Consider the following 19,446-nt stretch of genomic DNA (forward strand, 5'->3'; position numbering starts at 1 on the left):
CCACTCCGGGGGGACGCCGCTGCGGGAGGGTGGCGTCTAGCGTGGCCGGTATGGACGAGCAGCGTGCGCGGGGCGGTTCGCCGCGGTGGTGGCGGCACGGGCCCGCGTGGTGGGACCGGTGGGAGGGGCGGGCGCCTCGATGGCCCTGGCGGTCCACGGTCCTGGTGACCGTGTTCGTCCTGGTCGGATCGAACTTCGCCGCCCAGGGGCAGCAGGGCGAGCGGGCGGAGCCGGACCTCTTCGCGCGGGTGCTGCTGCTGGTGGCCGGGGCGATGCTGCTGTGGCGCAAGCGGTATCCGGTGGCCGTGGTGTTCGGCACGGCGGCCGCCGTCATGGTCTATCTGGGGGCCGGGTATCCCTACGGGCCGGTGCTCTTCACCGTCGCCCTGGCCTGCTTCAGCGCCATCGTCGCCGGGCACCGCCGGGCGGCGTGGGCCGCGATGGGCATGCTCTGGGCCGGGCACGTCCTGGTGGCGCACTGGCTCTTCCGGTGGCTGCCGCCGTCCGGGGACTCCGCCGCCTCCTGGGGCGAGGAGATCGTGGTCGCCACCTGGGTGGTGGCCATCGCGGCGGTCTCCGAGCTGTTCCGCGTCCGGCGCGAGCAGTGGATCCGCGAAAGGGCCGAGCGGGCCGAGGCGGCGCGACGGCGGGCCGACGAGGAGCGGCTGCGGATCGCCCGGGAGCTGCACGACGTCCTCGCGCACAGCATCTCCGTCATCAACGTGCAGGCCGGGGTCGGTCTCGCGCTCCTGGACACCGACCCCGAGCAGGCCCGAACGGCCCTCACCACGATCAAGGCCCAGAGCAAGGAGGCGCTCGGCGAGGTGCGCCAGGTGCTCGACACGCTGCGGGCCCCCGGTGACGCGCCGCGCGCCCCCGCGCCCGGGCTCGACCGGCTGCCCGAACTGGTGGAGCAGGCAGCGGACGCGGGCCTCACCGTGGACGTCGAGGGGGAGCCGCCGCGCCTCGCCCCCGGCACGGACCTCGCCGCCTTCCGGATCGTCCAGGAGGCCCTCACCAACGTCGTACGGCACTCGGGTTCGCGGCACGCGCGCGTGCACCTCGCGCACGACGCGGGCATGCTGCGGCTGCGCGTGGACGACGACGGGCCCGCGACCGGCGCCGACGCGGGCGGCAGCGGCAACGGGCTGGCCGGGATGCGGGAGCGGGCCGCCGCCCTGGGTGGCACCATCGAGGCGGGTCCCCGCCCGGACGGAGGGTTCCGGGTGCGCGCCGTGCTGCCGCTGACGGCATCCGCCGGCACGTCTCCCCGACCGATACAGGAGGACCGGTGATCCGCGTACTGCTCGCCGACGACCAGTCACTGGTCCGGGCCGGGTTCCGGGCGCTGCTCGACGCGCAACCCGACATCGAGGTGGCCGCGGAGGCCGGCGACGGGGAGGAGGCCGTGCGCTCGATCCGCGAACTGCGGCCCGACGTCGTCCTGATGGACATCCGGATGCCCGCCCTCGACGGCCTGGCCGCGACCCGCCGGGTCACCGAGGACCCGGCCCTGAAGGACGTCAAGGTCGTCATGCTCACCACCTTCGAGCTCGACGAGTACGTCTTCGAGGCGATCCGCTCGGGCGCCTCCGGCTTCCTGGTCAAGGACACCGAGCCGGAGGAACTCCTGCGCGCCGTACGGGCGGTGGTCGCGGGCGACGCGCTGCTGTCGCCGGGCGTGACACGGCGGCTCATCTCCGAGTTCGCGTCCCGCTCCAAGGAACCGGCGGCGGCCGGTGCCCTGGGCCGGCTCACCGAGCGGGAGCGGGAGGTGATGGCCCTGGTCGGGATCGGCCTGTCCAACGAGGAGATCGCCCGCCGGCTGGTCGTCAGCCCGCTCACCGCGAAGACCCACGTCAGCCGCACGATGGTGAAGCTGGGCGCCCGCGACCGGGCCCAACTGGTCGTGCTCGCCTACGAGTCCGGGCTGGTGCGGCCGGGCTGGCTGGGCTGATCCGCCGAGCGGAACCGGACCAGCACACTGACGACCCGGGCGACGAAGAGGACGGGCGCGAGCACCACCCCGGTGCGCGGCAGCAGAGTCTCCGCCGTGTCCGGGAGATCGAAGAGCAGCGCCGGGCCGGCCACGGCCCCGAAGACGACCGCCGCCGCGAAGGCGGCACTGCACAGCGCGTACCCGATCTCGACGGTGATCGCGTCCCGTTCGGCCTGCGTGCGCCGTCCCCCGTGACTGGTCATACGGCGAGTCAAACAGGAGGGTGCCCGGCGGGCAAGCGTCCCGCAGGGCGCCCTCGGGAGGCGGGTTTGTCGAGGACGTACGCCGTGTAGTGCGTGACGCGCCCGATGGCCCGGTGAGCCCGGACGACGGTGATGACCTCGTCCCAGTCCTGTGCGTCGAGTGTCCTGAGGCCTGGCCACCGCAGGCACAGGGCCCGGCGGCCGGCCCGGGTGGACGCGGCGCCGACGAACAGGGCACAGAGTTGGGCTGCCCTGTGGAGTACGGGGGCGGTCCAGTCGAGGATCCGGCGCGTGGTGAAGCCGGCGGCGGAAGCCATCAGGGGGTAGCGCTCGTACGGTTCGATGTCGTCGAAGCGCCAGGTCCCGCGCACGAGGCCGTTCGGGTCGAGGGACTCGATCGGCTGATCCGTACGGGACGTGACATCCACGAGGACGAGCCGGCCTCCCGGGCGGAGCAGCCGGAAGCTCTCGCTCAGGAACGACCTGCGGCCCTCATGGCCGAAGTGGAAGGCGGCCTCCAGGCAGTGCACTCGGTCGAAGGACCCCTCCGTCAGCGGGATCTCCGCGGCCCGCCGCGGCAGAGCCGTGGCGTCGGCGACGGCGAAACGCGCGCTGTCGCCGAAGCGGCGGCGTGCCTGGTCGATCTGCGCGGGCTGGATGTCCACCCCCAGCGCCCGGCATCCCGCGGCACCCAACCGCGCCGTGGTGTCGCCGCGACCGCATCCGGCATCCAGGACGAGCTGTCCGGGCCGGGCGTCCAGCAACGCCAGCGACCGGCGAGCCAGTCGGCGCTGAAAGGGCACCGGCCCGGTCAGGACCACGAGCGGCAGAGTGGGCAGCGTGAAGTAGCCGATGTCGACCAGGCTGTCCCAGCCGAGGTGCCGCAGCACCCGGAAGAGCACACTGTCGTCGTTGTACGCACTCGCGAGGTCTCCGCTGTCTCCGCTGTCACCCATCCCGCATCCTCCGTTCCGAGGGCGCCCCCACGGGGCCCACTGCCCGTGTCACCGCCCCGACCTGCGCCTACACTGGGCCCATAAGGGACGTTCGTGACGTACCGGAACCGCCGTGCGCTATCAGCGGATGCTCGTGCCGGTCCTCGCCCTGGTCCTCGTGATGGCGCCCGCGATCTCCGCGCGGGCACAGGGTGAGGAAGTCCCGCGCGGCCCCACGTTCGCCGCGCGCGCTCTGCAGGCGCTGATCGACGGTGTCCAGTTCGGGGTGATCATCGCGATCACGGCGGTCGGTCTCTCGCTGATCTTCGGCACCATCCACCTGATCAACTTCGCGCACGGTGAGTTCGTCACGATCGGCGCCACCTTCGCGTTCTTCCTCAACGCCTCCGCGGCCGGTCCGGGCTGGCACCTCATCCCCGCCGCCCTCGCCGCGGTGGCGTTCGGCGCCCTGCTGGGCGGGGCGGTCGAGCGCGGCATCTGGCGCCCGCTGCGGGCTCGGGGCACCGGGCTGATCAACATGTTCATCGTCACCATCGGGCTCTCGCTGCTGCTGCGCCACGTCGTCCTCGTGCTGTACGGAACACGGCCCGCCTCCTACGCCCAGTACGACATCCAGAGCACGATCGGCATCGGGCCGGCCGGCATCACCCCGCGGGACCTCACCGTCACCCTGCTCTCCGTGCTGGTGCTGCTCGGCATCGCCGCGCTGCTGCAGAAGACGCGGATCGGCACGGCCGTGCGGGCCGTCTCCGCCAACCGCGACCTCGCGGAGGCGTCGGGCATCGACGTGCAGCGGGTGGTGCTGTTCGTGTGGATGCTCGGCGGCGGGCTGGCCGCGCTCGGCGGCGTCTTCTTCGGACTGGTCGAGATCGTCACCTGGGACATGGGCTTCAAGCTCCTGCTGCTCATGTTCGCGGGGATCATCCTGGGCGGTCTCGGCTCCGCCTACGGTGCGATGGTCGGCAGCCTCGTCATCGGCGTCGTCGCCCAGATGTCCACCCTGTGGTTCCCGGTCGACCTGCAGTACGCCTGGGCGCTCATCGTCCTCATCCTCGTCCTCCTCGTCCGGCCGCAGGGCATCCTCGGCCGGGCCGAACGTGTCGGGTGAGGGGTCGACGCCATGGACTTCTCGGCCATCCTCTCCGACGCCCTGCGCTCGGGAATCGGCCCCATCGCCGCCGTCTACGCCCTCGCCGCGATGGGACTGAACCTGCACTTCGGGTACACGGGGCTGCTGAACTTCGGCCAGGTCGGATTCATGCTGGTCGGCGGCTACGGGCTCGCCATCACGGTGTCGACGTACGACGGCCCCATGTGGCTCGGCGTCCTGGGCGGAATCGCCTGCGCGATCGTGCTGGCCCTGCTCCTCGGCCTGCCCACCCTGCGGCTGCGCGCCGACTACCTCGCCATCACCACGATCGCGGCGGGGGAGACGCTACGGCTGTTCTACCGCTCCAGCTGGGCCGAGCCGGTCACCGGCGGGGTGTTCGGGCTGCAGCGGTTCGCGAACGACTTCTACGCGCTCAGCCCCATCGAGCCCGGCACCTACGGCGTGTGGCTCGTGAGGTTCAGCGCCCGCGACCTCTGGGTGATGATCATCGGATGGGCGCTGGTGGTCGTGGTCGGAAGTCTGCTCGCCCTGCTGATCCACAGCCCCTGGGGCCGTGTCATCCGGTCGATCCGTGATGACGACGTCGCCGCGCGCAGCCTCGGCAAGAACGTCTACGCGTACAAGATGCAGAGCCTCGTGCTCGGCGGCGTCATCGGGGCGGTCGCGGGCATGATGCAGGCGATCCAGGTGCAGTCCGTGAACCCGGACAACTACGACCCGGCCGTCACGTTCTTCCTGTACACGCTGCTCGTGCTCGGAGGTGCCGGGCGGATCCTCGGGCCGGTCGTCGGCTCGATCCTGTTCTGGTTCGTCCTCAGCTTCCTCGACAGCGCGCTGCGCCAGGCCATCGACGCCGAGTACATCTCGCCGGACCTCATCAGCACGTCGGAGGTCGGCGCGGTGCGCTTCGCCCTGGTCGGCATCGCCCTGATCCTGCTGGTCGCGTTCCGGCCCCAGGGCATCCTCGGCAGCCGGAAGGAGATGCTGCTCAGTGGCCGCTGACCCTGCCGTGCCCCACCCGGGCCGGCTCTCCGCGATCGATCCCGAGCCGGGGGTGCGCAAGCCCGATCCCCTGCTGGTCCTGGACCAGGTGACCCGCACCTTCGGCGGCCTCGTCGCCGTGCGGGTCGAGCACCTGGAGGTACAGCGCGGGGCCATCACGGCGCTCATCGGGCCCAACGGCGCCGGCAAGACCACGTTGTTCAACGTGGTGAGCGGGTTCGACCGGGCCGACGGCGGCCGGTGGTCGTTCGACGGACAGCCGCTCACCGGCTCCCCGGCGCACCGGGTGGCGCGGCGCGGAATGGTCCGTACGTTCCAGCTCTCCAGGGCGCTCGCCCGGCTCACGGTGCTGGAGAACCTGCTGCTCGCCGCGCCCGGGCAACGCGGCGAGCGGGTGCTGCCCGCGCTGCTGCGACCGCTGTGGCGCGGGCAGGAGCGGGAGTTCGAGCGCCGGGCCGACGAACTGCTGGACCGGTTCCGGCTCGGCCCCCTGCGCGACGACCACGCCGGCACGCTCTCCGGCGGCCAGCGCAAACTGCTGGAACTGGCCCGCGCGCTGATGACCCGGCCGGTCATGCTCCTGCTCGACGAGCCGATGGCCGGGGTGAACCCCGCGCTGACCCAGTCGCTCCTCGGGCACATCACGCGGTTGCGGGACGAGGGGCTGACGGTGTGCTTCGTCGAGCACGACATGGACGTGGTGATGGGCATCAGCGACTGGGTGGCCGTCATGGCCGACGGTCACCTGGTGGCCGAAGGGCCACCGCACACCATCGGCCGGAACGCCGCCGTCGTGGACGCCTACCTGGGCAAGCGGCACGACGAGCCGGACGCGACCGAGGAGAAGGGCGAGGAGGGGTAGCGATGTCCCCTGAGGAGCAGGCACCGGTGCTGGCGGCCGACGACATCGTCGCCGGTTACGTCCCCGGTGTCGACGTGCTGCGCGGATGCAGCGTCGAGGTGCGGCCGGGCGAGGTGGTCGGCGTGATCGGCCCCAACGGCGCCGGCAAGTCCACGCTGATCAAGGCCGTCTTCGGGCTGCTGCGGGTGCGCGGCGGGACCGTGCGGCTGCGCGGCGAGGACGTGACCGGCAGGCCCGCGCACGAGCTGGTCCGGCGGGGCGTGGGCTACGTACCGCAGCTGCAGAACGTGTTCCCCACGCTGACCGTCGAGGAGAACCTGCGGATGGGGGTCTACCTGCGGCCCAAGGACCACGCGCGGCGCGTCGCGGCGGTCGAGGAGCTCTTCCCCGTGCTGGCCGACCGCCGCAAGCAGAAGGCCGGCGCGATGTCCGGCGGCGAACGCCAGATGCTCGCGATGGCCCGCGCGCTGATGATGGAGCCGCAGCTGCTGCTGCTCGACGAGCCGTCGGCCGGTTTGTCACCGCTCCACCAGGACCACGTCTTCGACCGGTGCAGAATGATCAACAGCGCGGGCGTCGCCGTGCTCATGGTCGAGCAGAACGCCCGCAGGTGCCTTCAGCTCTGCGACCGCGGCTACGTCCTCGACCAGGGCCGCAACGCGTACACCGGTACGGGTACGGCCCTGTTGCACGACGAGAAGGTGATCGAGCTGTACCTCGGCACGCTCGCCCGCGTCCGTTGACTCCCGCTGCCGGTCCTCCCGGTCACTCCTCGGCCTTGCTGGTCTCGGTACGCAGGGTCTGCAACTTCCCCTCGTCGTCGTAGCCGTACACCTCGATCGTCGCCTGGCCGGGCTCGCCCTTGTCGGTGAAGTCGAGCGGACCGCTCACGCCGTCGTAGTCGATGTCCCTGCCGTCGGCGAGGAGCTCCTTGCAGGCGGCGAACGACTTGCACTTCTCGCCGTCCTTGGTGATCCCGTTCATCTCCTTCACGTACGCGCCCGGGTCGTCGGACTTCGCCTTCTCGGCGGCGAGCGCGATCGTCGTCACGCAGTCGAACGCCTGCGGCGCGAACTGCAGCTCCTTCAGCTTCGGCGCGAACTCCTTGAGCTCCTTCACGTACTGCTCGTTCTCCGCCGAGGCCGGCGCGGTCCCCTTCATCCCGGAGAGCCTCTCGGGCTGGCCGGGGGCGACCAGCGAGGGCAGTTCCTCACTGCGCAGTCCGTCGGCGCCGTAGACGCCGATCCGGTCGGGCCCGAGTCCGGACTCGATCATGCCCTGCAGGATCTGGGTGCCTTCCTCGAAGGCGATCACCACGGCGGCGTCCGGCCTGGAGTTCTCGATCTGCTGGGCGACCTGGTCGAAGTTGGTCGCCTTCGGGTCGTAGGTCTCGGCGAGCGTCACCGTCGCACCGCGCTCCTCCAGCGACTTGCGAGTGGCCTCCATCAGGCCGCGCCCGTAGTCGTCCGCCCGTGCGACCAGGGCCACCCGGTCGTGGCCGTCGTCGCGGACGACATCCGCCAGGATGGGCCCCTGCAACACGTCACTCGGGACGGTGCGGAAGTAGTAGCCGTCGTCCTCGTAGTCGGTGAAGGTGGGAGCGGTGTTCGACCCCGAACACTGCACGACGCCCGCTCCGGTCACCCGGTCGATGAACGCCAGTGACATACCGGAAGCCGCGGCGCCGACGATCGCGTCCACGCCTGCCGCGAGGACCCGGTCCGCCGACTGTGCGGCGACGGCCTCCTGGCCCGCCTCGTCACTGGAGACCACGGTCGGCACGGACTTGCCCAGGACCCCGCCCGCGTCGTTGATCTTCTGTATCGCGAACTTCAGCGACTCGATCTGGGGTGGGCCGAGGTAGGCCAGCTGTCCCGTCTCCGGCAGGACATAGCCGAACTGGAGCTCTCCATCGCCCGGCTCGGCCCGGGCGGTGCCCGTCGTACCGCAGACGGCTATCACGAGGGCGGCCGCGCTTGCGAAGATCGCGGACCGCCGTATCGACGCTTTCATCTCCGCCTCCGCTCGTTACAGGCGGCGGTGGTCGACTGGCCGGCCCTCCGCCCGCCATCTGTACACGAGGGTAGAACTCATTCGGAGATCGGAAAAGGTGTGAAATCTACACTTTTGCGATTGATTGTGCTCATCGCTTCGGCCCTGCGCTCCCCCCTCAGGTCGCGCAGGGCCTTGGTCATGCGTGGACGCGCTCCCTAGTCGCCTACGGTGACGCGCTCCGCCTCCTTCGGGGTGGACCTGGCGACCACGACGGACGGCTGCTTCCGCCCGGTCCGCAGGCCCGTGAGGGTGATCAGCAGGCCGGCGAAGGCGATGAGCGTCACGACCACCAGCCCGGGCCGGTAGCTGTCGAGGACGGCCTGCGGGGAGGCGTTGCCCCGCTCGGGGGCGTTCGCGGTGACCACCGCCGTCACCACGGCGAGGAAGATCGCGCCGCCCACCTGGACCGAGGTGTTGAGCAGCCCGGAGACCATGCCCTGCTCGTGCTCGTCGACGCCGTTGGTGGCCTGGACGTTGAGGGACGGGAAGGTCAGCGCGAAGCCCGAGCCGACCAGCAGCATCGTCGGCAGGATCACCGCCGCGTAGACCGGGTCGAGGTCGATGCGCAGGAACAGCACGTACCCGGTGACCATCAGCGCGAAGCCCAGCACCATCAGCCGGGCCGTGCCGAACCGGTCGATGACCGCTCCGACCTTCGTCGCGGACAGCGCCACCAGCGCGCCCGCCGGCAGGAAGGCCAGGGCCGTGTGCAGCGCGGACCAGCCGAGCAGCTGCTGCATGTACAGCGTGACCAGGAACTGGAAGCCGATGTAGCTGCCGACGAACGTCAGCGCGCCCAGCTGGGCCCGCACCTGCGGCCCCGAGCGCAGCACGCCGAGCCGGATCAGCGGGCTGGGGCTGCGCCGCTCGACGGCGACGAAGGCCGCCAGGAGTACGGCCACGGCGGCGAAGGACAGGACGGTCCGGGCCGCGCCCCAGCCCACCTCGGGCGCCTCGACGACGGTGAAGACGAGCAGCAGCATCGAGGTGGTGCCGAGGACGGCGCCGGGGATGTCGTAGCCGCCCTGGCCGCGCTCGCGCTCACTGCGCGGCAGCAGCTTCAGGCCGACGAGCAGGGCGATCAGCGCGATGGGGGCGGGCAGGAGCATGGTGAGCCGCCAGCTGGCCTCCGTGAGCAGGCCGGAGAAGACCAGGCCCATCGAGTAGCCGGTGGCGCCGCAGGTGGTGTAGATGGCCAGGGCGCGGTTGCGCAGCGGGCCTTCGGGGAACGTCGTGGTGATGATCGACAGGCCGGCGGGGGCCGTGAAGGCCGCGCTCAGGCCCTTGATGAAGCGGCTGGCGATGAGCAGCGGCCCCGAGTCGACGAGGCCGCCGAGCAGCGAGGCGAGCGCGAAGACGCCGAGGGCCACCAGGAAGACCTGACGCCGGCCCAGCAGGTCGGCGGCGCGTCCGCCGAGGAGCAGCAGGCCGCCGTAGCCCAGGATGTAGCCGCTGACGATCCATTGCAGTGCCGAGGTCGACAGGCCGAGGTCGGCGCCGATGGACGGCAGGGCGACGCCGACCATGGACACGTCCAGGGCGTCCAGGAACATCGCGGCGCAGAGCACGAGCAGGGTGCCCCAGAGCCGCGGAGTCCAACGCCCCTCGGACGTGGGGGAGATGAGCGGAGAGGTCATGCCCGGAACACTACATGCGCATGCATGAGATGCAAGTGCATTTAATTCGGGTGCAACAATCTGGGTTCTCTGTTACGGTGCGGCGCATGGCGGCTCAGCAGGCCGAGCAGACGCTCGTGGCACGGTGGCGGGACATTCTGGCGCTGCACGCGCGGACGCAGTGCGAACTCGACCGTGCGCTGCACGGGCATGGCCTGTGCGCCAGCGACTTCGAGGTGCTCGACGTCCTCGCCGGGTGCCGGACGCCGAACGGCACGCCGTCCTACCGCGTCCAGGAGATCTCCGAGCGGGTCCATCTCAGCCAGAGCGCGCTGTCGCGGCTGATCGCCCGGCTGGAGAAGGAGGGACTCGTCGAGCGCGGCATGTGCCCCGAGGACCGGCGCGGCGTGAAGGTCTGCCTCACGGCAAAGGGACGCGCGTTGCACGGCGAGGTGCTTCCCGTGCAACGCGCGGTACTGGCGCGGATGCTCACCGACGACTGATCGCCCGTCGGCCGCTCAGATCGCCGACGTCTCCCGCCACAGCTTGGCGAGCGCCTGGTCGCCCGTGGCGCTCGGCAGGGGCGCCCGGTTCCACAGCGCCAGATACAACTGCTCGGCCGGGCCGGACAGTTCGCACTCGGCCTCCCCGGACGCGTCCCGCGTGGTCACGGGCGGCTCCGGCGACAGACGCACCGTCCACACCGCGCCGGTGTCCTCCGTGCGGACCCGCAGGACACGGGGCTCGGGGGTGCGCACGCGGCTCCTGGCGCGGGCATGGAAGCCGCGCAGCAACTCGTCGATGCCGTCGGTCGCGAACTCGGGGCCGACGCTGTTCGGGCCCCCGCCGCGCGCGGACTCCGCGTCGACCCGGTGCACGGCCGTCTCGTGCGCCTGCCGCCGGGCCCAGAAGGCCAGCGGGGACGGCGCGGGCAGGAAGGCGAAGCACTCCACGTCGGGCGAGGCGCCCGCCAGTGTGCCGACGAGATGCCGGTGGCTGTCGCGGTACCAGTCCACGAGCTCAGGGCCGTCGAGGTCGGTGGGTTCGACCAGCGGGCGGCGTTCGGTGAGCTGCTCGGCGACGTAGGCGGCGGCCCAGCGGTGCACGGCGCCCGTGTGCCGCAACAGGTCGCGCACCTGCCACTCGGGGCACGTCGGCACCTTCGCATCGGTCCCGGCCTCCTCGGCGGCCGCGGCCAGCAGCCGGCCTTCCGTCTCCAGCGCTTGAAGGAACTCGGCGGTCTCCATGGCGCCGAGTCTGCCGCATGAAGTGCGCTCCAGGCCCGGGGATTTCGGGCGGCCGGCCGCGGTGGCTACGGCAGCGGCGTCCCGCCCGTCGCGTTGACGATCTCGGCGGTGATGTACGACGCCTCCTGCGAGGCGAGGAAGACGTACGCCGGCGCCATTTCGGCAGGCTGTGCAGGCCGCCCGATGGGGGCCTGCTTGCCGAACGTCTGCGTGTCCGGCAGGGTCGCCGGGATCAGCGGCGTCCACACCGGGCCCGGCGCCACCGCGTTGACGCGGATGCCCTTCTCGATCAACATCTGCGCCAGCCCCTGGGTGAACGTGACGATCGCGCCCTTCGTCGTCGCGTAGTCCAGCAGGTGCGGACTGGGCTTGTACGCCTGCACGGACGTGGAGTTGATGATGCTGCCGCCCTCCGGGATGTGCGGCAGGGCCAGCTTGCACAGCCAGAACATGCCGTACAGGTTGGTGCGCAGCACCCGGTCGAACTGCTCGGTGGTGATCGCCTCGATGCCGTCGGGCTGCGACATCTGGTACGCCGCGTTGTTCACGAGGACGTCGATCCGGCCGAACTCGTCCACGGCACGCTCGATCAGCGCCCGGCAGTTCTCCTCCTCCCGCACGTCGCACGAGACGGGCACGGCACGCCGGCCGGCCTCCTCGACGAGCCGGGCCGTCTCGGCGGCGTCGTCCTTCTCGTCATCCAGATGGGTGAACAGCACGTCGGCTCCCTCGCGGGCGAACGCCAGGGCGACCGCGCGGCCGATCCCGGAGTCCCCACCGGTGATCACGGCCTTGCGATCGGCCAGCCGGCCACTGCCCCGGTAGGACTCCTCGCCGTGGTCCGGGGGCGGGTCCATCGGCCCCGTCCAACCGGGGTGCGGCTGGTCCTGGGAGGGAAACTCCGGGGTCGGGTGCTGCTCTCCGGGGTGCTGCTGTTCGGTCACGGGTCTGCCTCCTCGTCCATGGCGTACGGCCCGGTGATCACCACGGGCGTGGCCACGGGTACCCAGGATCACCGGTATCCCTCCTGGCAGCGTCCCCCCTTCAGCCCCCGGCCGCCCGCCGCGCCGCCGCCCCCACCAGCGCTCCGACGAGCGCCGCCACCGCGGCCAGCACCGCCACGCTGGTCAGTGCGGTCGGCAGGGTGAACCAGTCCGCCATGAAGCCGATCGCGGGCGGGCCGAGGAGCATGCCCCCGTAGCCCAGGGTGGAGGCCGTGGCGACACCGCTGGGCCCGGCGAGGGCGCCGGCGCGTTCCACGGCCACGGGGAAGAGGTTCGCGAGGCCGATGCCCGTGATCGCGTAGCCGAGGAGGGCCGCCCAGAGGGAGGGGGCGAGGGAGCCGAGCAGCATTCCGGCCGCCGCGGTGGTGCCGCCGGCGACGACGGTCGGAGTCCGCCCCAGGCGTTCCAGGAGCGTCGTGCCGGACAGCCGCCCCACCGTCATGGCGAGCGCGAAGCAGGAGTAGCCCGCGGCCGCGGCACCCGCCGAGGCGTGCAGGTCCTGTTCGAGGTGCAGGGCGCCCCAGTCGGCCAGCGCCCCCTCGCCGTACGCGGTGCACCCCGCGATGAGGCCGAAGACGATCACCAGCCCCCGGGTGCGGGCGTCCAGGCGGCGCGGGGCGCCCTCGTCGGGGAGCTCCCGCTCCGGGGGCGCCGGCGGCTCGTGCCGCAGGAGCGTGGGGCCCGCCGCGGCGGTGACGAGCAGGCCGACGAGCGTGAGCAGCAGCAGGTGCCGCGTGGGGGAGAGGACCCCCGCGACCAGCCCGCCCAGCCCTGCCCCGACCATGCCGCCCAGGCTGAACGCCGCATGGAAGCTCGGCATGATCGGCCGCCGCAGCGCGGCCACGAGTTCGACGGCCGCGCTGTTGAAGGCGACGTTGATGCCGCCGTACGCGGCCCCGAAGAGCAGCAGGACGAGGCCCAGCGCGAGCGCCGAGTGGGTCAGCGGGGGCAGGGCGACGCTGAGGGAGAGCAGGACCGCGCAGACGACGGTGACCTGGTGGTTCCCGTAGCGGCGGCACAGGCGCCCCGTGAGGGTCATGGTGACGACGGCCCCGGCGGAGACGCCCAGGAGGGCGAGGCCGAGGGCGCTGGCGGAGGCGCCCGTCTGCGCCTTGATGGCGGGGATGCGCACCACCCAGCCGGCGAAGACGAAGCCGTCGAGGGCGAAGAAGACGGTGAGGGCGACGCGGAGTCGGGACAGGGAGCTGCCGTTGCCCGGCACGTCACTGTGCGTTCGGGGTTTGTTTATTTGCGGCACAAAGTCAGGCTAGGTGGGTGCGGGGTCGAGGACAAGGTGCGACTCTGGGACGAGACGAAACCGCCGAGGGTGCGGACGTACCCGCCGAAGGAGCGCAGGAGGGCACATGGGACGTGACGTGCCGGCCCTGGTGTTCACACGGGAGGACCGCCGTCGGTACCGGGAGAAGATGCACACCGACCTCGAGGTGCTGGCCCGGATGCTCCACGAATCGGGGTTCGAGAGCGAGCGCCCCCAGGTCGGGCTGGAGATCGAGCTCAACCTGGTGGACGACGCCGGGCTGCCCGCGATGCGCAACACCGACGTGCTCCAGGCGATCGCCGACCCCGCCTGGTCGAGCGAGCTGGGCCGCTTCAACCTGGAGATCAACATCCCGCCCCGGCAGCTGACGGCCGGCGGCCCCGGTTCCTGGGAGCAGGCGATCCGGGACGCCCTCAACCACGCCGAGGACCGCGCCGCGGCGGTGGGCGCCCACCTGATCATGATCGGCATCCTGCCGACCCTGGGCGAGTCGGACGTCAGCGAGTCCGCGCTCTCCGGCGACCCGCGGTACCGGCTGCTCAACGAGCAGATCTTCGCGGCCCGGGGCGAGGACCTGCGGATCAAGGTCGACGGCGTGGAGCGCCTGTCGACGTACGCCGACACGATCACTCCCGAGGCCGCCTGCACCAGCACCCAGTTCCATCTCCAGGTCGACCCGAAGGAGTTCTCGCAGTACTGGAACGCGGCCCAGGCCATCGCGGGCGTGCAGATCGCCCTCGCGGCGAACTCGCCCTTCCTGTTCGGCAAGGAGCTGTGGCGCGAGACCCGCATCCCCCTGTTCGAGCAGGCCACCGACACCCGCCCCGAGGAGATCAAGGCCCAGGGCGTGCGGCCCCGGGTGTGGTTCGGGGAGCGCTGGATCACCAGCGTCTTCGACCTCTTCGAGGAGAACGTCCGCTACTTCCCGGCCCTGCTGCCGCTGTGCGAGGACGAGGACCCGCAGAAGGAGCTGGACAACGGGGGCGTTCCCCAACTGGGCGAACTGACCCTCCACAACGGCACCATCTACCGCTGGAACCGCCCCATCTACGCGGTCACCGACAGCGGCCCGCACCTGCGCATCGAGAACCGGGTGCTGCCCGCCGGCCCCACCGTGGCGGACATCATCGCCAACGGCGCCTTCTACTACGGCCTGACCCGCGCCCTGGTCGACGAGGACCGGCCGGTGTGGACGCGGATGTCCTTCTCGGTCGCCGAGGAGAACCTGCACACCGCGGCCCGCGACGGCATCGACGCCCGCCTGTACTGGCCCGGCGTGGGCGAAGTACCCGTCACAGAACTGGTGTTGCGGCGTCTGCTGCCCCTGGCCCACCGGGGCCTGGAGCTCACCGGCATGGACGCCGCCTGGCGCGAACCCCTGCTGGGCATCATCGAGCAGCGCTGCGTCACCGCCCGCAACGGCGCCCTGTGGCAGGCGGAGATGGTGCACCACCTGGAGAAGGCCGGCATCTCCGACCGGCGGGAGGCACTGCGGCAGATGACCAGGACGTACATGGACTACATGCACATGAACGCGCCCGCGCACACGTGGCCCGTGGACTGACCTCAGGCGGGCCGGCCGTGCCACTGCGCCGCAGCCGTCAGGGGCACGGGCGCGGGCACCCGTGCCGATGTCGTCAGCTCGATCCGCCGCCCCTCGGCCGCCGACCGCAGCAGGGCGGTCATCGTCTCCAGCACGTGCAGGGCGAGTTCACCGTTCGCGCGCGGCGCCCGCTGCCCGTCGGCCGTGAGGAAGTCGAGCAGTCCGACGCCGCGTGCGCCGTCCTCGTAGCCCGCCGACGTCGGCAGGGCGCGCCACCGCGTGTCGCCGAGCGCGTGGAGGCGTACCTCGCCGTCGAAGCGGTTCGGGTCCGGGACCGAGAGGCTGCCGCTCTCGCCGTGGACCTCGATCGGCGCGGCCGTGGTTGCCACGCCGTCGAAGCTCGTCGTGAGCGTCGTCAGCGTCCCGTTCACATGCTCCAGCACTCCGGAGACATGGCTGTCCACCTCGACCGGAATGCGCTCGCCGGCGCGCGGACCGGAACCGATGACGCGTTCGGCACGCAGCCTCCCGGCCGCCCCGGTCACGGCACGCACCGGCCCGAGCAGATGGACCAGGGACGAGAGGTAGTACGGCCCCATGTCCAGCAGCGGGCCCCCGCCGGCCGTGTAGTAGAAGTCGGGGTGGGGATGCCAGCGTTCGTGGCCCGGGGTGACCATCACGGCCGAGGCGAACTGGGGGCGTCCGATGCTCCCCGCCTCCACGGCGGCCCGCGCGGTCTGAACTCCCGTGCCCAGGACGGTGTCCGGGGCGCAGCCCACACCGGTGCCCGCCTTCGCGGCGGCTTCCAGGACGGTCCGGGCGTCCTCCAGGCCCGCCGCCAGAGGCTTCTCCCCGTAGACGTTCTTGCCGTGGCGGATCGCCCCGAGGGCTATCTCGGCGTGGGCCGCCGGGGTGGTCAGGTTCAGCACCGTGTCCACGTCCGGGCTGCTCAGCAGTTCCTCGACCGTCAGCGCCCGGGCGCCGGGCAGTTCGGCGGCGGCCGCGGCCGACCGGGAGGCGTCGAGGTCGGCGACCGCGGTGACGCGCACGCCGGGATGGCCGACGAGCGTGTCCAGGTAGGCGCGCGAGATGACGCCGAGCCCTACGACCCCGACGCGGTGCGCGTCGCCCACAGCATGCCCCTCTCGATGATGGTCCGGACGTGGGGGTGCTCCAGCACGTCGACGCTGTGCCCCGGAGTCGTCACCACGACCCGCCCGGCACCCCACCGGCGGGTCCAGACCGCCGGTGAGGTGACCGGCCGGTGCCAGGGCTGCCACGGCCGGGTGGGATGCGTGGTGGTGGCCAGGACGTCGATGAGGTCGTCGTGGAGCACCCAGTACTGCTCGGTGTCCAGCGCGAAGTCCTCGATGCCCGCCGTGATCGGGTGCTCGCGACCCGCCGCGGTGAGGGCGATGGTGTGGGGCAGGAAGTTGTCCGCCGCCTCACCCCGGCGTTCGCACGGTTCCTTGCCGGGGTGCGTGGCGAACTGGCCCCCCACCAGGTGGAGATAGTCCGAGGAGGCGCGGAACGAGTCGGCGATGCCGCCGTGCCAGCCGGTGAAGCCGGTGCCGGCCACCACCGCGGAGGACAACCCCGCCACCTGCTCGTGCGTGATCTCCGACATCGTCACGCACTGCACGACCAGGTCGGTGCCGGCCATCTCGGCGCCGTCCGCGTAGATCTCGGTCGACTCCTCGACCCGGACGGCGTACCCGTTGCTCCGGAGGAAGGGCAGGAACAGTTCCGTGGCCTCGACCGGCTGATGCCCTTCCCAGCCGCCGCGGACCACCAAGGCTCTCTTCTGCGTCATCGTGATCTCAGTGTGCGCCGGTCGCCCGCGCCCGCAAAAGAGGGCCGGACCTCACGAAACTTTCGCGGCGACGGCCCGCGCCGAGACCATCCAGCAGGCCGCGGTGTAGCGGACCTCCGTGCCCTGCACGAAGGGGTCGAAGGCGGGGCGGACCGCCTGGACGATCTCTGCCCGGGTCCGCTCGTCGGCGCTGGGAAGGACCATGCCGAGCGGGCCGAGCCGGGTGAAGTAGGTGACGAGTTCCTTCTCGGGCAGGGCGCAGACCACGTCGACCGGCTGGATGTCGACCCCGGCCCAGCCGCTCTCCGCCAGGATGCGGTGGACCCGCTCCGGGTCCGCGAAGGCGAACTGGCCCGGCTGGTCCGGCCGGCGGGCGGGAAGCTCCGGCAGGAACGGGGCCGCGGCGCGTTCCGCCGTCGTCATGAACGGGTTCTCCTCCGGGCCGCGCCACACGACGCACCGCAGCCCGGCCCCGTCCCGCACCGTGGCCCGGAGATTGGTGAAGGCCCGCACGGGGTCGCTGAAGAACATGACGCCGAAGCGCGAGATGACGGCGTCGAAGGCGCCGGGTTCGAACGCGTACTCCTGCGCGTCGGCCTGGATGAAGGACGCCGGTACGCCCTCCTGCTCGGCGCGCGCCCGGGCCGTCTCGATCATCGGGGCGGAGATGTCGACCCCGACGCAGTGACCGACCCTGCGGGCGACGGCCCGGGTGATACCGCCCGTGCCGCAGCCGACATCGAGCACGCTGCCCGCGTGTTCGGCGGACACGGCGTCGACGAGCAGCTCCTCGATGGGCCGGAACATCTCGTTCAGCACCCCCTGGAGATCCACCCAGGCACGGCCGGAGGGTCCGTTCCAGCGGGCGGCCTGCTCGTCGTCGGACCTGTGTGAGGCATCCATCTTCGGGTCTCTCCCTCTGCTTGCCTTCGTCGGGACGGGATGACAGCGTTCTACTTCAAGTCGACTTGAGGTCAAGACAATGACAGACCTGGACATCGCAGAAGTGGCGCACCGCGCCGGAGTGCCCGCCTCGACGCTGCGGTTCTACGAGGAGAAGGGGCTGATCGCCTCGACCGGCCGGCGCGGCCTGCGACGCCAGTACGACCCCGGGGTGCTGGAGCGGCTGGCGCTGATCGCGCTGGGGCGGACGGCCGGGTTCTCGCTCGACGAGATCGCGCAGATGTTCGCGCCGGACGGGCAGCCGCGGATCGACCGGCGGATGCTGTCGGCCAAGGCGGAGGAACTCGACCACAGGATCCGCGAACTGGGCGTCCTGCGGGATTCCCTGCGGCATGCCGCCGCCTGCCCCGCGCCCAGCCACCTGGAGTGCTCCACCTTCCGCCGCCTGATCGACGCGGCGGCGTCCGGCGGTGTCGCGGTGCCGGGAAGGCGGCCCCCCGAGCGCCGTTGACGGGCCGTCGGCGCTCCTGGCCCGATCCTGGGCCGTGCTTTGCCCGATTACCGTCGACGCGTGCCTGGCCTCGGCTGCTGCAGTCCTGACCGAAGAAGGTCCCACGGTGCCCCGCAGGGACGGCCCTTGTTTCCCTCGTCCGCCGTGTCGCCCCCGGGGCACCGCCTGCCGGGTCGCTGGAGATGGGGTGAGGAAAAACGTTCCAAGGCCTCTCACGTTATACTTGCGGCGCCCATGAAGGCCATCGTCGTGCCTGGTCGCGCGGCTGCAACAGCGAGGGGGTGGACGCCATTCCGGCACGCCCCGCCCGCATCCAGGACGTCGCTGCCGCCGCCGGCGTCTCGGTGTCCACGGTGTCGAACGTGCTCAACCGGCCCGAGCGGGTCAACGCCCAGACCGCCGAACGCGTCCGTGTCGCCGTCGCCGCGCTCGACTACGTCCCCCACCCGGGCGCCGCGGGCCTGCGCACCGGCCATTCCTCCGCGATCGGGCTGGTGCTGCCCGACGTCACCAACTCCTTCTACGCGCGCATCGCGCGAGGCGCCGCCGACGCGGCCTACGACCACGGCTACTCCCTCGTCCTGTGCCACAGCGGGGACGCCCCGGAGCGGGAGCAGGGCTACTTCAGCATGCTCGTCGAGCAGCGGGCCGTCGGAGTCGTCGTCGTGCCGCTGAGCGCCGACCCGGGCCGGCTGGCGCGGCTGCGCGAGCGGGGCATCCCGCTCGTCCTGGCCGACCGCGCGATGCCCGACCGGGAGGGCTGCTCGGCCTCCGTCGACGACATCGCCGGCGGCCGCATCGCCGTACAGCACCTCCTCGACAGCGGGGCCCGCGACATCCTCGTCGTCAACGGCGAGCGCGGCATACGCCAGTGCGCCGACCGCTACCAGGGCGCCCGGCAGGCCGTACGCAGCCGCCGCGAGGCCCGGCTCGACCAGGTCGTCGCCGAGCGGATGACCGTCGCGTACGGCACGGAGATCGCCCGCGGGCTGAAGGACCTGCCCGACGGGGTGTTCTGCACCAACGACTTCCTCGCCGCCGGCCTGTGCCGGGGCCTGGCCGACCGGGGCGTGCGCGTCCCCGAGGACGTACAGGTCGTCGGCTACGGCGACCTCGACGTCGCGACCTTCGGGGCGACGACGCTGACGACGGTCCGGCAGCCCGTCGAGGACCTCGGCCGGGCGGCCGTGGAGATGCTGCTCGACGAGATCGAGGCCCGTGCGGACCACCTCCACGAGACCCGCGTCTTCGCCCCCGGCCTGGTCCTGCGCGACTCCACCCGGCCGCTCTCCGCCGGCTAGGGCCGACACCGCACTCGGCGGCCAGCCGCCCATCATCCGCG

The 19,446-nt window shown here is 71.9% G+C and carries 20 protein-coding genes; 10 read left to right on the forward strand and 10 right to left on the reverse strand.

The window, feature by feature from the left end; all coding sequences use genetic code 11:
* Positions 1–50: 50 nt before the first annotated feature.
* Both AB0G20_RS08815 and AB0G20_RS08820 read left to right on the forward strand, forming a co-directional pair.
* Positions 51–1,295: a sensor histidine kinase gene (locus AB0G20_RS08815; RefSeq protein WP_361298002.1), complete on the forward strand. Its 1,245-nt coding sequence runs from the start codon at positions 51–53 to the stop codon at positions 1,293–1,295.
* Entirely contained in the window at positions 1,292–1,957 is a 666-nt protein-coding gene (locus AB0G20_RS08820) for a response regulator transcription factor (protein WP_361298005.1), read from the forward strand. Before AB0G20_RS08815 ends, AB0G20_RS08820 begins: the two co-directional genes overlap by 4 nt.
* Here AB0G20_RS08820 and AB0G20_RS08825 read toward each other — a convergent pair.
* The gene (locus AB0G20_RS08825) at positions 1,918–2,202 is read right to left on the reverse strand and encodes a DUF6332 family protein (protein WP_361298008.1); all 285 of its coding nucleotides are present in this window, start codon (positions 2,200–2,202) and stop codon (positions 1,918–1,920) included. The two genes, AB0G20_RS08820 and AB0G20_RS08825, sit on opposite strands and share 40 nt — an antisense overlap.
* Before the next feature lie 8 nt (positions 2,203–2,210).
* Positions 2,211–3,158: a class I SAM-dependent methyltransferase gene (locus AB0G20_RS08830; protein WP_361298011.1), complete on the reverse strand. Its 948-nt coding sequence runs from the start codon at positions 3,156–3,158 to the stop codon at positions 2,211–2,213.
* A gap of 112 nt (positions 3,159–3,270) precedes the next feature.
* Between AB0G20_RS08830 and AB0G20_RS08835 the strand changes: the two genes are divergently transcribed.
* The 4 genes from AB0G20_RS08835 to AB0G20_RS08850 are packed head-to-tail and all read left to right on the forward strand — an operon-like array spanning position 3,271 to position 6,876.
* Complete coding sequence (locus AB0G20_RS08835) at positions 3,271–4,266, forward strand: branched-chain amino acid ABC transporter permease (protein WP_361298014.1); 996 nt, start codon at positions 3,271–3,273, stop codon at positions 4,264–4,266.
* A gap of 12 nt (positions 4,267–4,278) precedes the next feature.
* Positions 4,279–5,271 carry a branched-chain amino acid ABC transporter permease gene (locus AB0G20_RS08840; protein WP_361298017.1) on the forward strand — a complete coding sequence of 331 codons (993 nt, stop codon included), beginning with the start codon at positions 4,279–4,281 and terminating at the stop codon, positions 5,269–5,271.
* On the forward strand, positions 5,261–6,133 hold the full coding sequence (locus AB0G20_RS08845) for an ABC transporter ATP-binding protein (RefSeq protein WP_361298020.1): 873 nt from the start codon (positions 5,261–5,263) through the stop codon (positions 6,131–6,133). The genes AB0G20_RS08840 and AB0G20_RS08845 overlap by 11 nt, the downstream gene beginning before the upstream one ends.
* 2 nt (positions 6,134–6,135) lie before the next feature.
* Positions 6,136–6,876, forward strand: coding sequence for an ABC transporter ATP-binding protein (locus AB0G20_RS08850; RefSeq protein WP_361298023.1), 741 nt, complete (start codon positions 6,136–6,138; stop codon positions 6,874–6,876).
* Positions 6,877–6,898: 22 nt separating this feature from the next.
* On the opposite strand, the gene AB0G20_RS08855 is transcribed toward AB0G20_RS08850, so the two are convergent.
* Positions 6,899–8,146, reverse strand: coding sequence for an ABC transporter substrate-binding protein (locus AB0G20_RS08855; protein ID WP_361298026.1), 1,248 nt, complete (start codon positions 8,144–8,146; stop codon positions 6,899–6,901).
* 197 nt (positions 8,147–8,343) lie between these two features.
* Entirely contained in the window at positions 8,344–9,825 is a 1,482-nt protein-coding gene (locus AB0G20_RS08860; RefSeq protein ID WP_361298029.1) for an MFS transporter, read from the reverse strand.
* 86 nt (positions 9,826–9,911) lie between these two features.
* Between AB0G20_RS08860 and AB0G20_RS08865 the strand changes: the two genes are divergently transcribed.
* Positions 9,912–10,307: a MarR family transcriptional regulator gene (locus AB0G20_RS08865; protein WP_361298032.1), complete on the forward strand. Its 396-nt coding sequence runs from the start codon at positions 9,912–9,914 to the stop codon at positions 10,305–10,307.
* 15 nt (positions 10,308–10,322) lie between these two features.
* On the opposite strand, the gene AB0G20_RS08870 is transcribed toward AB0G20_RS08865, so the two are convergent.
* The 3 genes from AB0G20_RS08870 to AB0G20_RS08880 all read right to left on the reverse strand — a co-directional run bounded on the left by AB0G20_RS08870 (position 10,323) and on the right by AB0G20_RS08880 (position 13,277).
* Complete coding sequence (locus AB0G20_RS08870) at positions 10,323–11,051, reverse strand: maleylpyruvate isomerase family mycothiol-dependent enzyme (protein WP_361298035.1); 729 nt, start codon at positions 11,049–11,051, stop codon at positions 10,323–10,325.
* A 65-nt stretch (positions 11,052–11,116) separates the two neighbouring features.
* On the reverse strand, positions 11,117–11,995 hold the full coding sequence (locus AB0G20_RS08875) for an SDR family oxidoreductase (RefSeq protein WP_361298038.1): 879 nt from the start codon (positions 11,993–11,995) through the stop codon (positions 11,117–11,119).
* A gap of 100 nt (positions 11,996–12,095) precedes the next feature.
* Positions 12,096–13,277, reverse strand: coding sequence for an MFS transporter (locus tag AB0G20_RS08880; protein WP_361298041.1), 1,182 nt, complete (start codon positions 13,275–13,277; stop codon positions 12,096–12,098).
* Positions 13,278–13,419: 142 nt separating this feature from the next.
* Between AB0G20_RS08880 and AB0G20_RS08885 the strand changes: the two genes are divergently transcribed.
* Positions 13,420–14,898 (forward strand): glutamate-cysteine ligase family protein, encoded by a 1,479-nt coding sequence (locus AB0G20_RS08885; RefSeq protein WP_361298044.1) that lies wholly within the window; start codon positions 13,420–13,422, stop codon positions 14,896–14,898.
* 2 nt (positions 14,899–14,900) lie between these two features.
* Here the strand turns inward: AB0G20_RS08885 and AB0G20_RS08890 are convergent, their stop codons facing one another.
* Genes AB0G20_RS08890 through AB0G20_RS08900 form a run of 3 tightly spaced genes read right to left on the reverse strand, consistent with a single transcriptional unit; the run spans position 14,901 to position 17,593 of the window.
* Positions 14,901–16,010, reverse strand: coding sequence for a Gfo/Idh/MocA family oxidoreductase (locus AB0G20_RS08890; RefSeq protein WP_361298047.1), 1,110 nt, complete (start codon positions 16,008–16,010; stop codon positions 14,901–14,903).
* Positions 15,980–16,690 (reverse strand): ThuA domain-containing protein, encoded by a 711-nt coding sequence (locus AB0G20_RS08895; RefSeq protein WP_361298050.1) that lies wholly within the window; start codon positions 16,688–16,690, stop codon positions 15,980–15,982. The genes AB0G20_RS08890 and AB0G20_RS08895 overlap by 31 nt, the downstream gene beginning before the upstream one ends.
* Before the next feature lie 51 nt (positions 16,691–16,741).
* Positions 16,742–17,593: a class I SAM-dependent methyltransferase gene (locus AB0G20_RS08900; protein WP_361298053.1), complete on the reverse strand. Its 852-nt coding sequence runs from the start codon at positions 17,591–17,593 to the stop codon at positions 16,742–16,744.
* A 79-nt stretch (positions 17,594–17,672) separates the two neighbouring features.
* Here AB0G20_RS08900 and AB0G20_RS08905 point away from each other — a divergent pair, with 79 nt between their 5' ends.
* Together AB0G20_RS08905 and AB0G20_RS08910 are read left to right on the forward strand one after the other, a co-directional pair.
* Positions 17,673–18,104 carry a helix-turn-helix domain-containing protein gene (locus tag AB0G20_RS08905; protein ID WP_361298055.1) on the forward strand — a complete coding sequence of 144 codons (432 nt, stop codon included), beginning with the start codon at positions 17,673–17,675 and terminating at the stop codon, positions 18,102–18,104.
* A gap of 281 nt (positions 18,105–18,385) precedes the next feature.
* On the forward strand, positions 18,386–19,405 hold the full coding sequence (locus AB0G20_RS08910; RefSeq protein WP_361298058.1) for a LacI family DNA-binding transcriptional regulator: 1,020 nt from the start codon (positions 18,386–18,388) through the stop codon (positions 19,403–19,405).
* The last annotated feature ends 41 nt before the right edge of the window (positions 19,406–19,446 follow it).

Origin of the sequence: Streptomyces sp. NPDC024017 (genome assembly GCF_040638895.1) — a bacterium.
Taxonomy (GTDB): Bacteria; Actinomycetota; Actinomycetes; order Streptomycetales; family Streptomycetaceae; genus Streptomyces.

What these genes read in the sequence shown, in the direction of transcription:
- AB0G20_RS08815 (WP_361298002.1), top strand. Translation starts at nt 51, where the DNA reads ATGGACGAGCAGCGTGCGCGGGGCGGTTCGCCGCGGTGGTGGCGGCAC.
- AB0G20_RS08825 (WP_361298008.1), bottom strand. Translation starts at nt 2,202, where the DNA reads ATGACCAGTCACGGGGGACGGCGCACGCAGGCCGAACGGGACGCGATC.
- AB0G20_RS08830 (WP_361298011.1), bottom strand. Translation starts at nt 3,158, where the DNA reads ATGGGTGACAGCGGAGACAGCGGAGACCTCGCGAGTGCGTACAACGAC.
- AB0G20_RS08840 (WP_361298017.1), top strand. Translation starts at nt 4,279, where the DNA reads ATGGACTTCTCGGCCATCCTCTCCGACGCCCTGCGCTCGGGAATCGGC.
- AB0G20_RS08850 (WP_361298023.1), top strand. Translation starts at nt 6,136, where the DNA reads ATGTCCCCTGAGGAGCAGGCACCGGTGCTGGCGGCCGACGACATCGTC.
- AB0G20_RS08855 (WP_361298026.1), bottom strand. Translation starts at nt 8,146, where the DNA reads ATGAAAGCGTCGATACGGCGGTCCGCGATCTTCGCAAGCGCGGCCGCC.
- AB0G20_RS08860 (WP_361298029.1), bottom strand. Translation starts at nt 9,825, where the DNA reads ATGACCTCTCCGCTCATCTCCCCCACGTCCGAGGGGCGTTGGACTCCG.
- AB0G20_RS08865 (WP_361298032.1), top strand. Translation starts at nt 9,912, where the DNA reads ATGGCGGCTCAGCAGGCCGAGCAGACGCTCGTGGCACGGTGGCGGGAC.
- AB0G20_RS08870 (WP_361298035.1), bottom strand. Translation starts at nt 11,051, where the DNA reads ATGGAGACCGCCGAGTTCCTTCAAGCGCTGGAGACGGAAGGCCGGCTG.
- AB0G20_RS08885 (WP_361298044.1), top strand. Translation starts at nt 13,420, where the DNA reads ATGGGACGTGACGTGCCGGCCCTGGTGTTCACACGGGAGGACCGCCGT.
- AB0G20_RS08895 (WP_361298050.1), bottom strand. Translation starts at nt 16,690, where the DNA reads ATGACGCAGAAGAGAGCCTTGGTGGTCCGCGGCGGCTGGGAAGGGCAT.
- AB0G20_RS08900 (WP_361298053.1), bottom strand. Translation starts at nt 17,593, where the DNA reads ATGGATGCCTCACACAGGTCCGACGACGAGCAGGCCGCCCGCTGGAAC.
- AB0G20_RS08905 (WP_361298055.1), top strand. Translation starts at nt 17,673, where the DNA reads ATGACAGACCTGGACATCGCAGAAGTGGCGCACCGCGCCGGAGTGCCC.